General features: G+C 63.8%; 13 protein-coding genes and 2 pseudogenes. 10 read left to right on the plus strand and 5 right to left on the minus strand.

The annotated features are described in order from the left end of the window. Positions 1–89: 89 nt before the first annotated feature. The 6 genes and pseudogenes from ACJH6I_RS30745 to ACJH6I_RS30770 form a co-directional block, all read left to right on the plus strand. Positions 90–287: pseudogene (locus ACJH6I_RS30745) on the plus strand (Imm61 family immunity protein); the annotation flags it as partial. Between the two features lie 40 nt (positions 288–327). Further along, positions 328–591, plus strand: coding sequence for a hypothetical protein (locus ACJH6I_RS30750; RefSeq protein WP_406785143.1), 264 nt, complete (start codon positions 328–330; stop codon positions 589–591). Positions 592–695: 104 nt separating this feature from the next. Beyond that, entirely contained in the window at positions 696–1,733 is a 1,038-nt protein-coding gene (locus ACJH6I_RS30755) for a hypothetical protein (protein WP_406785144.1), read from the plus strand. Continuing rightward, complete coding sequence (locus ACJH6I_RS30760; RefSeq protein ID WP_406785145.1) at positions 1,723–2,178, plus strand: hypothetical protein; 456 nt, start codon at positions 1,723–1,725, stop codon at positions 2,176–2,178. Before ACJH6I_RS30755 ends, ACJH6I_RS30760 begins: the two co-directional genes overlap by 11 nt. 187 nt (positions 2,179–2,365) lie before the next feature. Then, a complete protein-coding gene (locus tag ACJH6I_RS30765) occupies positions 2,366–3,064 on the plus strand; it encodes an SDR family oxidoreductase (RefSeq protein ID WP_406785146.1) in 699 nt (232 codons plus the stop codon). Between the two features lie 173 nt (positions 3,065–3,237). Continuing rightward, positions 3,238–5,169: an SEC-C metal-binding domain-containing protein gene (locus tag ACJH6I_RS30770; RefSeq protein WP_406785147.1), complete on the plus strand. Its 1,932-nt coding sequence runs from the start codon at positions 3,238–3,240 to the stop codon at positions 5,167–5,169. A 25-nt stretch (positions 5,170–5,194) separates the two neighbouring features. On the opposite strand, the gene ACJH6I_RS30775 is transcribed toward ACJH6I_RS30770, so the two are convergent. From ACJH6I_RS30775 to ACJH6I_RS30785, 3 genes are all read right to left on the minus strand, one after another. Further along, entirely contained in the window at positions 5,195–6,169 is a 975-nt protein-coding gene (locus ACJH6I_RS30775; RefSeq protein WP_406785148.1) for a metallophosphoesterase, read from the minus strand. A 59-nt stretch (positions 6,170–6,228) separates the two neighbouring features. Then, positions 6,229–6,822, minus strand: coding sequence for a DUF2510 domain-containing protein (locus tag ACJH6I_RS30780; RefSeq protein ID WP_318985645.1), 594 nt, complete (start codon positions 6,820–6,822; stop codon positions 6,229–6,231). A gap of 111 nt (positions 6,823–6,933) precedes the next feature. Further along, the gene (locus ACJH6I_RS30785; protein ID WP_318985646.1) at positions 6,934–7,293 is read right to left on the minus strand and encodes a DUF732 domain-containing protein; all 360 of its coding nucleotides are present in this window, start codon (positions 7,291–7,293) and stop codon (positions 6,934–6,936) included. Between the two features lie 138 nt (positions 7,294–7,431). On the opposite strand from ACJH6I_RS30785, the pseudogene ACJH6I_RS30790 reads away from it, so the two are divergent. Then, positions 7,432–8,537, plus strand: a pseudogene (locus ACJH6I_RS30790) (HNH endonuclease). Here ACJH6I_RS30790 and ACJH6I_RS30795 read toward each other — a convergent pair. Further along, positions 8,488–8,832 (minus strand): hypothetical protein, encoded by a 345-nt coding sequence (locus ACJH6I_RS30795; protein WP_406785149.1) that lies wholly within the window; start codon positions 8,830–8,832, stop codon positions 8,488–8,490. The pseudogene ACJH6I_RS30790 and the gene ACJH6I_RS30795 overlap by 50 nt on opposite strands. Then, the gene (locus ACJH6I_RS30800; RefSeq protein ID WP_406785150.1) at positions 8,829–11,246 is read right to left on the minus strand and encodes an AAA family ATPase; all 2,418 of its coding nucleotides are present in this window, start codon (positions 11,244–11,246) and stop codon (positions 8,829–8,831) included. Before ACJH6I_RS30800 ends, ACJH6I_RS30795 begins: the two co-directional genes overlap by 4 nt. Positions 11,247–11,452: 206 nt before the next feature. Between ACJH6I_RS30800 and ACJH6I_RS30805 the strand changes: the two genes are divergently transcribed. Genes ACJH6I_RS30805 through ACJH6I_RS30815 form a run of 3 tightly spaced genes read left to right on the plus strand, consistent with a single transcriptional unit; the run spans position 11,453 to position 13,356 of the window. After that, positions 11,453–11,977, plus strand: coding sequence for a hypothetical protein (locus ACJH6I_RS30805; RefSeq protein WP_318985649.1), 525 nt, complete (start codon positions 11,453–11,455; stop codon positions 11,975–11,977). Next, positions 11,943–12,362, plus strand: coding sequence for a helix-turn-helix domain-containing protein (locus tag ACJH6I_RS30810; protein ID WP_406785151.1), 420 nt, complete (start codon positions 11,943–11,945; stop codon positions 12,360–12,362). Before ACJH6I_RS30805 ends, ACJH6I_RS30810 begins: the two co-directional genes overlap by 35 nt. Further along, positions 12,355–13,356 carry a hypothetical protein gene (locus ACJH6I_RS30815; RefSeq protein ID WP_406785152.1) on the plus strand — a complete coding sequence of 334 codons (1,002 nt, stop codon included), beginning with the start codon at positions 12,355–12,357 and terminating at the stop codon, positions 13,354–13,356. Before ACJH6I_RS30810 ends, ACJH6I_RS30815 begins: the two co-directional genes overlap by 8 nt. The last annotated feature ends 113 nt before the right edge of the window (positions 13,357–13,469 follow it).

Genomic DNA, 13,469 nt, shown 5'->3' on the forward strand with positions numbered 1-13,469 from the left:
ACACACCCAGCCAACCAGACACCCCAATCACAGGCCGACAGCAGCTGACCGTTCTACACCCTCAATCATGAAGAGCCTATAAAGTCGCGACACTTCAGATCGACGACATCGGTCGGCACGTGCTTGTTGCAACCAACGGCTCGGTGGTGGCGATCGCGAGCGGTGGGAAGATCGTCTCCACCGGCACGCTCGTTGCGCTCTCACGCTATTTAGAGGCGCCCGCTGCAGAGATTGTGCAATCGTTCACGAATGAATATGGGCCGCCACTCTTTAGCGTCCGTGACTAGCCAGCCGGCGGATTTCCCTCAACAGTATTCGGAGGACTGCGTGAGATTCAGCGACGTATTCGTCTCAAGAGAAGATCGCTACTCGATCGGTGCCGAGCTCGAATCCGGAAGACATTACGTCGCGATCCCAGTCAGCAACGGGGTAGTGGATTACGAAGAGCACTACGCGATTTCACCCGAACAGTCCGACGTATTTCTGTCTGACGCTAGTGCAGCAATCGAGTTTGCCGAGGCCTGCCGGCGGCGCGAGCACGACGATCTGTTGATTCTGAAACCTGGTACCAACCGAGGGACGCCAGTCTGATGCGAGCAACGAAATGCCCCTCTGCCTCATCGGCTGGTCGTTGACTTGGCCGCACGATGATTGAAGACACAGCCAACCGCAGTGGCGAACCGCGGTATTTCCTTGTGCCGGAAGACGAGGTCTTCTACATCGAAGCTGAGGAACGCGGCAATCGGGTTCGCTACTGGATGTTCAGGCAGCTCGCTGATGCCGAGAAATGCCTGTTGTTCCTCAACCACCAAGGCGGTCTATCCCCCTCGTCGCCGCCATTCTGGTGGTACCGCCGCGGACTCCACCCGCGAGTCTCGTTGTCGAAACCCGACCCCGAGAAGGCACCCGGCCGAGTCAGCCTGACAGTTGACAGCGAGCCAACCGATCGCGGCTGGATGGGCGCATCCGACGCGGTATCGCTGTCTCACATTCTCCTGCTGAGCCGCGAAGAGCTCGAATATGAACTCCGCCAGCATGTCTCATCCAGTGCCATGCATCCGCTTGCTGGCACGCGTGGCACGGATGTCGCGGGCCCCACACCTTCGGCCGACCCACACCTGGACAAACTGATCAGCCGATGGCAGCGCTGGCGTCGTATCTACACCTCGGCCGGCCAACCTGCGCACGATGAGCCGAGGTGGGAGGCGGGCCGTCTGCATCTGCGGCATGGGTACCCGCTGCCGGGCTGGACGTCGTACATCGTGGACCCTGCCGATGGTGGGTACTACGTGCTGACCGCAACGACCGAGCGGCGGAACAGTCCGCTCGAGGCCTCGGCTGGATTCTTCACCGATGCCGACGACGTGTCGAAGTACATCATCTGGACCCTCGGCGAAACTCTTCGGATGAACCGCCGACTGGATCCCATCGCGTGGGCTTGGGAAGACAGCGGATTGGACGCTCGGGTGCGCTGGACGCCGAGGGCGGAGTTCGTGTCGAAGTACGAGCTGATCGCAGACCCCAGCAGGTACTTCATCTTGCGCACTGGCGGAATCCAGCCCGAAAACCGCCTGCTCCCTTTGACATACGACGAGTTGGTAGACCAACTCTTGGACGGGATGCCGGAGGAGCTTCGCTCCGAGACCTCACCGCTGCCCCCAAAGCTAAAGCCATCAAGCACGGGTGGGAACACTCCCACGAAACCATCTGAAGGAGGCCAGCATGTCGGCTGACATCGCGGCAACCCTTGCCAAACTGCCTGCGACACCAGGTATTACCTACCGAGGCCTGTCGGGTGCACCCGCAACATCGGCGATCACCTCGTCCCAGGTGATGCCGACGTCAGCTGACCCGCGCGTGGCCACCGAGAATTTCACGGCGGAACGCGTCGTCGCCATCGTGACCATCACCGGACGGTTCATCGGGCCGCTGTCACGGTATCCCGATCAAATGGAAGTGGCATTGCTCCCCGCCACGCTCCTGCTCCCCGTCGGTTCTGTCGCGGTGCCAGGGATTGCCAATGACGTCGTCCTCCTCGCCGAGACGGGAACCGCCCCAGGCCTACCCGCAGACTTGCCGGAGCTCCAGCGAGTCGTCAGCGCACAAGTATCGGCCGCACTCCAGCGACCGCCAGCGACGATCCACTCCCCTGGCCGATTCTCGACGCTGCGCGCTTAGCGACGCTTGGCGCGCCACCGCGCCGTACTCCCCCACCGCAAGCGGCACCGCCCCAACACCGCACGCCACGCCCCCATTCCCAAGTTCCCCTGTCACGAACGCCACAGACGACTATCGGTCACATTCGGCAATGCGAGTGGTTCTATCTAGGTAACGAGATCGTTAGTCAAATTGGAAAGGATGGGACATGACCGATGTAGCAGGCAAGGTGGTTTTGGTAACGGGTGGCAGACGAGGCCTGGGCGCAGCCCTGGTCGACGAGGTGCTGGCCCGGGGCGCCCGTAAGGTCTACTCGACCGCACGAACGGCCTTCGACGACGAGCGCCTCGAGGTGGTCGCGTATGGCCTTGAGGTCGGTTCGGCGGATTCGGTTGCAGCACTGGCGGATATCGCCAGTGACGTCGACATCGTCATCAACAACGCCGGGGTTTCGCACCTGGATGATCTGCTGACCGGCAGCTGGGATGACATCACGGACACCTTCGACACCAACGTCTTCGGGCCGCTTCGGGTGACGCGAGCCTTTGCACCGATCCTCGCCGCCAACGGTGGAGGCGCCCTGGTCAATGTGCACTCGGTGTTGTCGTGGCTCGGCGGCGCCGGCGCCTACGGTGCCTCGAAAGCTGCGATCTGGTCGATCACCAACTCGCTGCGCCAGGAACTGCGGCCGCAGCACACCCAAGTGGTGGGCGTGCATGTCGGGTACATCGACACCGATATGACCGACGGCATCAACGCACCCAAGCTCGCTCCGGCGGAGGTCGCCCGACGCATCATCGACGGAGTGGAAGCCGGCGCCGCCGAGGTGCTGGTCGACGATCTCTCAGTTCAGGTCAAGGCGGCGCTGTCCGGGCCGGTCGAAAACTTGGCCTTCACCCGGTCGTAGCGAAAGGGCTGTGGCGTGCAGACGTCCTAGTTGCGGAAGCAACCGGAACCACCGGCGCTCACGCACCGGGCAGTATCCCGAGGTGAGAGTTGATCGGACTGGAGTCGGGCACCGCCCAATCGACCGGCGGCCAACGTCGGTTGGTTGGCGGCACCGCCAGTAGGGTTTGGGGTATGTCGCGACCGATCGACCTGGCGCACCCGGTGATCAAGCTGCTGACCGAGTACGGACCGCTCAGCGACGACGACGTGCTGCAGAAGTTGCGGGCCAACGGCACCAAGGACGCGGAGGCGGTCTTCGACGAGTTCGACCGTCAAATTGACTGGCCGATGGGCTTCTTGCCCGACGAGCGCGTGGTCTGGTTGCCGGCGCTGCTGGCCGGCAAGGTGTTCACCCACCGGGTCAGCGCCGTCGAGGTCGCCGACGACGTGCTGACGGTCACTCCCGATCTGGAGCCGGTGGCTCCGCTCGCCCGTGAGCGCTTCGACGGCACGCCAATCGACCTGACGGCGCCCCGGCTCACGTACACCCGCGACGATCTGTTCGAGCAGGCGCGGTTTGCGTATGACTACGACGGCGAACAGTTCAGTGCGCTGATGCTGCCACCCGGCACATTGCGCGACCTCGGGGTGGCGGCAGGCGATTTGGTCGGTGTCCGGGCGACCGCACAGGGCCTGGTGGTCGAGAAGGTCGATGCGGTGACGCCGTCGAATGCAGGCGCGTTGATGGCAGGGATCCTGGAACCCAACGACCCACGCGAACTCGAATCCGTGATGTGGGCGGTGTGCAGTCAAGATCCGACGTTGTTCACCACACCGGCCGCCCCGCTCAGTGAAATCATCGACGAGCAGGGTCTGGCCCGCGATGAACACCTCGTCGCATCGGCCGGATTCGACTTCGTCGCTTGGAATTTCGAGTCCGAATGCCGGGAGCTCGCCGACGACTACGATCTCTCCACCGCCGATGCCATTGCCGTCGCCTCGCTGTTGCAGATGCACCGGGTCATCCAACAGATGATCGAGCAGCCCGACATCGACGACGAACTGCTCTCCGACGATGAGACACCCGAAATTTCAGAGGAAGTCGCCGGCACCTACGCAGAATTCGGTGCGAAGCTCGCCGACCCCGTGGTGGCCGAAGCGCTGTTCGAGCAGGCGACGGCAACCGGGCGCAGCGGTGCCGCCGCGCTGGGCGTGCTCGCCGAAACGATACGCCGGCACATCCCTCGCAGCGCCCAGTCCAACTGTTGGTGGCTACAAGCCGCAGCGCTCGAGCGTCTCGGCGACGTCACCGAGGCAGAGCGCGAGCTGTTGGCCATCGAATCGTCCGATCCGAATTGCGAACTGGCGCTCTACGATCTGGCACGATTCGCATCCGACCGCGGGGACGCCGAACGCGGTTTGTCCCTGCTGCGCCGCGCCGGTGCCGAACCAGACGACCACATGGTGCAGCTGTTCCAACGGTACGTGGCTCCACCGCGCAGCGACATCGGTCGTAATGAGCCGTGCTGGTGCGGCTCGGGCCGTAAGTACAAGAAGTGCCACCTGGGCCATGAGCAGGCGACGCTTCTCGAACGTTCAGATTGGTTGTACACCAAGGCTGTTCAGCACGTGATGCACAGCGACTGGGACGAGCTGTTGACCGACGTACGGGTGACGCGGGCACGAGCAGCACGGGACGAAGAAACGATGCTCCGCCTCCTGGAGGACCCACTGGTGATCGACAGCGTGCTGGTCGAAGGCGGTGGGTTCGCCGAATTCCTCGAACAGCGAGGCGAGCTCCTCCCCGCGGACGAGTTGGAGCTGCTCCGCGTGTGGGCGGAACAAGAGCGATCGGTGTATGAGATCGTGCGCATCGACGACACCGTGACCGTTCGCGACCTCCTGCTCGATGAGACGTTGACGCTGCTGAGCGACGTGGTCGGCGGGACGCTGAAACCCGGCCAGGTGGTCTGTGCCCGGGCACTGCCCGTCGGCGACGGCTTGCAGTTCGTCGGGGCCCTTGTGGTGGTCAAGCCGGACGACGTCGACGATCTAATCGAGTTGCTTGACGCCGAGCCGTCGGCAGTGGACGTGGTGGAGTTCTTCAGTCCGCCCGCCATGTGATCTGTGGCAGGTCTGACTGACGTGCTCACATTTCGCGCATCGAGCCTTGGATGTAATTTTCCACCCGCACAGTCGATTCCCCCGACCACCGGTAGGCCGTCAACGCTCCGCCCTTCACGGCGCTGAAATCCACGCACGCGGTGCGATCAGTCCAGTCGAGGCCGTGCTCAGGGATTCCGGTCCGCCAGTAGTGGCCGTACACCACCGGCACATCGCCGCGGTACACGTGGTCATCGTTCCCGACGGTCGTCGACGGCAGCTCCGGGTACGGTGATCCGTCCGGCGTGGTGAAAGTGCTTGTCATCTCGGCGAGTTCACGCAATGTCGAGCCGGTGCTCCACCACCGCAGCCGCGAGCTGCTGCGCTGGTGCCCATCCTTGTCCAGATAGGGCAGCTGGCCGTGGTCGGTCAGGCTCAGCTCTGGTCCCTTGATGAGCGTTTCCACGGCCTCGTACAACGGGTGGCCTTCGGTCGACGCGTTGGCGAACTGGTGATCGGAGCCGAATACGTTCGAACCCAGCTCCCCCTCAACAACTTTCATCGATGGCTCGTGCCAGCACGCGTGCACGACCCGCAGCCCGCCCAGGTCCAGCCACAAGGGGATGGTGCGGAACCAGTCCAGGTAGTACTGCTGCTGATCGACACTCAGCTGTTCGAGGAATGCCTGATGCTGCCGATTGTTCTTGTCCGAGTGCCGACGCAGATGCTCACCGTTGGCGCCGCGAATGCCGTAGCAGACGGCGTTGAACTCATGGTTGCCCATGACGATCTGCGCACTGCCGGCGTCGACCATGGCCTTGACGAGCTCCAACACGCGCAGCTGTTGCGGGCCGCGGTCGATCAGGTCGCCGACGAACACAGCCTGCCGGCTCGGGTGTCGGTACGCGCCGTTGGCATGCTGGTATCCCATCGCGTCCAGCAGGGATTCCAGCGGGTCGGCGCAGCCGTGGATGTCGCCGATGACGTCGTAACCGGTCACGGGCTGATCATCGCACTTCATGGCTTCACGTTCCTGCAAGTGCGGGTGTTGGCACGGCCATGTGGTTCGGAAGCCCTGTCTCATAGCGGATCCGGAGGAGGCATGTACCGTCCGTGCATTCCGCGCGGGTCGCCCTGCTGGTAAAGCCGATCCTCGTAATCGGCGCGGTCAGCCAACATGTCCCGCTGGAACTGCTCGTGGCGCAGCTGCTCGTCTCGCCGTTGCGCGGCTTTGACAGCCCAGGCCACGAGGCCTGCCAGCAGGCCGATCACGATGAAGACGCCGATCAGCCAGGGATGTTTACTCACGGTCCCCAGCAAGAACAAGCCAACGAAGACCACGCCGACGGCCAGCGGTCGGCGGTTGGTCGTGCGTACGAGGCCACCATTGCCGGCGACTGCCACCGCGGAGGACCCGCCACCACCAAAGATGGCCGCAAGGATCCAGATCGGGAGCCAGAGCCCGCAGGTCAACAACGTCAGCACCAGGTGCAGGGCGTGGCTGGTGCCGCCGCCGGTGGATACCGCCACCGCGACCGCCTGCGCAGGTGCCGGTGCAGTCGGCGGGGTCGGTACGAAGTGGGTGGTCCAGCGCCGGCCGTCGTGGTAGCGCTGGCCGGGCTGACCGCTCGGGTCCGGGTACCAACCGGGTGCGGGTGTTGAAGGTCTGGTCATTGTTCGCTCCTGTTTTCTTCGGCGGCAGTGGGGCGTCCTGCCCTCAGCCGAGCCGATCAGAATGTCATGGGGGACTGACAAATTGAGCTCCTGCGGCGCCAGGGGCCACGGTCACGTTTGGACGCCAGCACCCTTCGGCGCATTCAGGAACGCGTCGATCACCGGCTGAGCATCAGGGCACATATTGTCGACCGCCGCGACGACGATGGTGGCCGACTCATAGCGCGCGTATCCCACCTTGCTCAGGAAGCCAAGAGCGCCGGGCACGCCGGCGCCGGAACGCAACAGCCGGCACGTCATCTTGCCGGCGTCGATGACGCCGGAGATCGACGAGTAGTAGACGCCGTTGTTGTCGAGGTTCGAAACGAAGTCGTACTGATCGGCCTGTGCGGGTGCCGCGACAAAGAGCCCGATCAGCGCCATCGCGCCGACAGCCAGAAGCACATGTACGCGGTTGAGATAAGTGGTCATCGGGGTCTCCGTCCTTCTCGAGGAACGCCCGCTTCCCGCGAGCCCTACAGATTGACAGAGCCCACCGACAAGTTCGGTTGGCTGCGCGAGGGGGACGATCTGGCACCTGACGGCGGGGCGACGTGGTACCAAGATCAGGTGCCGGACGCCATCGATCCCCTGCTGCTGGGGCAGCGCGTGGTAGCGATCCTGGAGACCGGCGTACGGGTTGCCACATACAAGCTCGCCACCCTCATGGCCCTCATCGACCACTGCATCGAGAACCTTCCGGAGCATCCGACGGAACCGCTCGTGGTGCCGATCCCCGATCGCGCGCACCGCGTGATGGAGTTGTACTGGCGACAAGTCCGGCCATTCGAGGGCCAGCTGCTGCGGCAGTCGAGTGGCGAACGCGAGCGAATTCCTCGCGCTGTCAGAGCATTACGCGCTGCCTCGGGCGCATCGTCCCTCAGCGTGGCAATGACCATGGCACCCGACGTTTACCGGTCGAGCATCGACGAGATTGGCCTGTGTCTCGCGCAGCAACCGCTCTACCGCCTTCAGCGACTGCCCGGCTCCGAGGCCAGCGAGCCCTTCCTCTACGACGACAGTTTCCTGCACTCGAACGTGTCACGCCGGACTCTCCGCGACCACAATGACGCGATCGTGCTGATGCCCGGCGTCGCCACGGGCCTCGCGCGACTGGCCGGGCTGCTCAAACCCGCCCTGGAGATCATGTGGGTCGATGATGTGCGCCGCCTCAACAAGTTCCTCAGCGCCGACGTTCCCGACATTGCCGGCATCTGTTCGGTCGCGACCGCACCGCGCTGGCCGCGGTACGAGGACCGTTCAAAGAGGCCTTCGGCCCGCACTGCTTCTACTGCAAGACCCACCTGCCTGCGGACAACCCGATCGACCATGTGCTGCCGTGGTCGCTGGTCGGCATCGACGGTCTGGCCAACCTGGTCCTGGCGTGCACGCGCTGCAACTCTGACAAGCGCCATGCGCTGCCGGCAGTTCGCATCGTGGACCGAGTGCTGACGCGCGACCAGCAGACACTGGAGCAGATCGCCGACGAAATCCGTTGGCCCACTGAGTACAACCGGGTTGTCGCCGCGGCCCGTGGGATCTACCGCGGCCAGCCACCGGGCATTGCGACGTGGTCAGGCTATAAGTCGAGCACGCGGTTCGACATCGGCTTCGCGCCCGGCTGGATCACGGCGATGCCGGCAACAGCGACGCCACCACCGCGCACAGGTGCCTGACCTCCGAGGCTGACGGCTGCAACTCGAACGCGTGGACGTGGCAGGCACTGCTCAAGCCACTCCAGGCGCGGGAAGCTGAGTCGGCGGCATCGGCAGTGTCCAGCGCCCGCAGCACGATAAGCCGGCTTCGAGCGTTCGCCCATGGCACTGCAGCGCCCAGGCTTTCGCACCGCGCAACGATGATCTCCTCCAATGCCTGACGCGCCAGGAATGCCGCCATCCGTGGCGCCAGGCCGTCGGCGCGTGGCTTGGTCAGGATCTGCTGCGCGTGGGCCAGCAGGACAACCGCGCTCACTGCAACGCCAGTAGGTCGTCGACGGCACGGTCCAGGTCGCTCGCGTCTTCCTTGGAGATCACATGCCCCGCGCCGTGGATGCCGGCGTTGCCGATATCGATGGCCCGCCTCCGCCACGGCTTGGCCTTGGACCAATCAGTGAGGTCGGCCGATGCATCCCCTAATACCGCCAATGCCAACCGGTTCCGTGTCTTCTTGGCCGACTGCCAGGCATCCTCGGATTCAACCCGCGAACACCCGGCCCGAGACTGTCGCGCGAAGTACGCCTGCTTGGCGGCTTCCTCCAGCGCCATCCGGAACAGGCTCGGCGCTACACGCCGCTGGACGTCGTCGGGCACATCTTTGTCGCGCACGACGGCCAGCGCATCGTCGACCAACCGCTTCGCCGGGTTCGTGTTGGTGCGTGTCTTGACCTGTGACTCGGTCGAGCGCACGACCTCGATCAGGCGGGCTTCCACACCGGTTTCGCGGATCACAGACGCCAGCCGGTCGTCGTGCGAGAACACCACCACCTGATGGGTCTTCGCGATCTCCACCATCACCCGGACAAAGCCGTCGATCTTGGCGGGGTCCATGGCTTGGATCGGGTCATCGAGCACGATGAAGCGGAAGGGGCTCTTCGCCGACGTCGCCCGCGGCAGAAACAATGCCAAGGCAATCGCGTTCTGCTCCCCTTGGCTCATCACCGACAACGCTTGAGTCGGCTTGCCGTCGACCGAACCACCAAGTACCACTCGGCGTTTGGTTGCGGTGCCGGTCAGCGTGATGTCGCCGAGTTCGACGTTGCTCTCCTGACGCAGCAGGCTCCAGATGTGACGGGCTTGCTCCGCAATAGGCTTGAGCCTCAGGTTACGGAATGCCGTGCCGTTGTCCGTAACCCATTTCTTGGCAGCAGTGGTCGACTTCAGCACGCCGTCAAGCTCGCAGGCCTTCTGCTCCAACGGAACCCACGCCGCCACTTGGGCGGCCAGCGGCGCCCACGCATCTTCGCGCTCGGCCAACTGCTGCTCGGCCTGCGCACGAAGCAGTTCCGCGGCGCCGACCACATCGACGAGCTTGGACTCCAAATGGTCCGCAAGCGCCGCATCACCCACAGGCAATTCGCCCGCAGCGGCAACAGCGGTGTTGAACGCCTCCATCGCTGCGAGGTCGACACCCGAGACTGGCTGCGCCGGCCGGAACCGCGAACTCAGCTCGGCCGCGGCCGTCCTCGCGGCCTTGAGCTCGGTGGTGGCAGATCGATATTCAGCGAGTGCGGCTTCGTCATCGGAGATGGCCGACCGTGCGCTCTGTGCCCATGCTCCGTCCAGCTGTCCGACGCCACACACCGGGCAGTCACCGTCGCCGGCCTCGTCGTGGAACTCCAACGCAGCCTTCAAGACCGAAACCCGTTTGTCTGCAGCAGCGATCACCCCCTCGCTGGCGGCATCCACTGCCGTACTCGCGTCCCGCAAGCGGGTGGCACACGTCGAGATTTCCTCCACCGAAACGACTTCGAGCTGACTCAACGCGCGCAGCGCGTGAATGACGCTCTGCTCAGACGTTTCCGCCCCGGTGACGATGGCCAAGATCTCATCGACCGGCCGGACGCGCTTGTTGAGCAGCGTCACCAAGCCGGGGGCTCGATCGTCGTCAGAATCCGCCAGGGCCACCAGCGCCTGTCTGCGCGCTGCGTCAGCAGTATCGCGAGCCGATTTGGTGTCTTTGAGATCGGCGGCCAGTTTCTTCTCGACGTCCGCCAGCACCTCCAGGCCCAACAGTTTCGCTAGCGCGTCATATAGTTTCGATGGTCCGCCGTCGAACAGCTGCCCCAGTTCCTCGTAGGACAACACCGGCCGGCACAAATCAAGCGGATGCGCCCACCCGAGCGAGTCAATGCCCGGAACCCGCTCCTGACCTGGAGCCTGCGTCCACATCGCGCAGTCGGCCAGGGTGGCTTCGTCCGGCCAGTCGACGCCGATCTCCACCGGCCCGCTACCTTCGCGCGTGAATCCGATGCGCACAGCGGTGGGGTTGGGCTTGTGCAGGTTTCGCCACGACTCAGCCCACAGCGCCTGCTTCTCTTTCCACCGATAGCTCGTCCCTGTCAGGGCCAGTTCCAACGCTTCGGCGAAGCTCGACTTGCCGGAGCCGTTGCGGCCGCTCACCACCGTCAGGCCCGGAGCCGGGTGCAGATCGAGTTTCGCCGTCGATCCGATACCGCGGAAGCCAGACACCTTGATGCTGGCTAGAAAGGTTGGCGACCAGTCTGTGTCGGAGTTCTCGCGGTCTCCATCACCGACTTCGGCAAGCGCGGCGAGGACGACACCCTTGGCTGCTTCGTCGAGCTTCTTGTCTTCCGCCAACAGATGGATGATGACTTCCTGAACCGATTCCTCACTGCGCGCCGGATCGTCGTGTGATTCTTGCTCCACGGAGTGATTGAACTACGGGGCACTGACAGCCTGTGGAGAACCCGCGATTTCGTTGCGTCCCCGGCATGCAGGCAGCAGCCAGTCGGATGTCGGTGCACCGTGGCACGATGACGCCCATCGGTGGCAGCGCAAGTTCCAGGTATGCACGCCCATCACACAGGAGCTTGCGCGAGCAGTTTAGCATTCGCTAAAGTGAGGGAGGGGTTATGAACAGGCGGTCCATCGTGAAAGGCCAGATGCATCAGGTCGACTGCGCGGTTCGCGAGGACGGACGCTCACCGGCCGGCGAGTTCCTTGACGCCCTGAAGAGCGGCGCGTGGGACCGGGCTGAGGGCACGGAACCATTGGATGAGCAGATCGGCGACTATCACTGGTTTCTCAATGCGGTGCGACACTGGGCAAACACCGGCGAGCCGGTCTACCGGGACGCCGTCAAAGCGCTCGACAACGGCGTGTGGGAGTTCCGCCACGGCGACAAACGCCTCACCTTCTTCGACACCGACGGGCGTGGTGACTACACGGCCAAGCTACCGATACGCGAATACAAGGATGCGGACGCACCCGACAGCGAGTTCTGGCAGATCCCGTACTTCGATCCGCTGATCCGCGTCGGCCACGCATTTACCAAAGTCAGCCAGAAGACCCTGCCACAAGATCTTTCAGAATCCGAGAAAGTCAGAGAGGAGGACCTCGCTCATGACCGACCCAACCGATCCGACGCTGATCGATGAGGAAGCGGCAACCGACAGCGGCGCTCAGGGCCTGGCGGCCGCCGACCTCGCCGGTCAGGCCATGCGACTTCTGCATCAGGCACTTGATGCGTCCGACTTCGATCAGAAAACTCTCGCGGAGAAGCTCGGTGTGACGCAGGGCCGTGTATCGCAGGTACTGAACGGCGACGGAAATGTGCGGATTGCAGCGCTGGCGCGCTACCTCCGTGCGCTTGGTTACGAGACCCGGCTCTCGGCGACACCGGTAGACCCAGGTCAGCCCGCCCTGCCCCGGGCGTCGCGTCGTCGCCGAACGGAGCCAGAATCGCGACAGGCCGTCGACGAGAAACGCTACGTCGTCCGCCTGCAGAAGAAGCGCTCTCGAGTGAGGACGTCGAATGGGTGACGAAATCGAGACCACGGCGCAGCTCATCGAACTCGCAGATCTTCGCGAGGTCGTTTTCCACGAACTCGTTGCTGGCCGCGTCACCGAGGCGACGGCGCGCGAGCTGACCTTGCGTTCGGAGGAGTTGCATGCGCCCGGCGATCCCGAGTGCGAAGCTGAAGTGAGTTTTCGCACTCGCGTTGAGGACGATAGCCTCGCAGTGGGGGGCCGAGTTGAAACGTGCAACGCCTACGGCAGTTTCGTTGTCGATTGTGAGGCCGTCTTCGCTGTGCCGGCGCCGGTGTCGCGCAACAAGCCGGAGATTGTCCGAGAGTTCGTCGAGCAAGTCGGAGCGTTGGTGGTGTTTCCCTACGTCCGCGCTGCGGTGGCCTCACTCGCATCCCAGATATCAGTACCAGCGCCGCCGCTGCCGCTGCTTCGTGTGGGCGACGTGGTGCTCAGGCCCGACGAGGAGCCAATCGTCGAAGAGCCACCCTCAGACTTCTACATGCGCGGGACGATGTCGGAGACCAGCGACGACGGCAGCCAAGTACAGTTGGCCGAGTTTTTCCTCGACCGCGAAACGGGATTCATTACTCGAGTGGGCGGGGAGGGCGAGACGCCTGAACTGGACGAGCTGCTCGACAACTTGGCTAAGCTGCCCCCGCCCGATGAAATGACATGGAAGTGGATGGTAGGTCAACAGGGCGAAGAGTCGGCCCGCCAATCCATCGAGGCACTGCGCGCGAGCGAGGGAGACGCGGCCACCGACGCCGCATTGACTGAAATCGACCGAGCTGTTGCAGAAATCGAAGCGGAACACGCGGTTGTCGCGCTACACGAGGCGATCGAGAGTCTGAGCGATGCGATCACGTTCGCAAGGAAGTCCGCGGACGATAGTGCTAGCGCCGAAGCCGCTGGTGCACAGCATGTTCCAGCCGCATTCCTAGCTGCCGCAATACGGGTGCGAGATAGCTGGGCGCACGTGAACGCCACATGGCACCACGCGAGTTAGCGATCCACCTCCAACTCAAACGGTGAGCAGGCCAATGTGAACCGCCCCGAGTTTGATGCACACCTTCTTTCGAGGGAAGGTTGTTCGCATCATGCCGAAGAAGTACGACGAGG

The organism is Mycobacterium sp. SMC-13 (assembly GCF_045311035.1).
Classification (GTDB): Bacteria; Actinomycetota; Actinomycetes; order Mycobacteriales; family Mycobacteriaceae; genus Mycobacterium.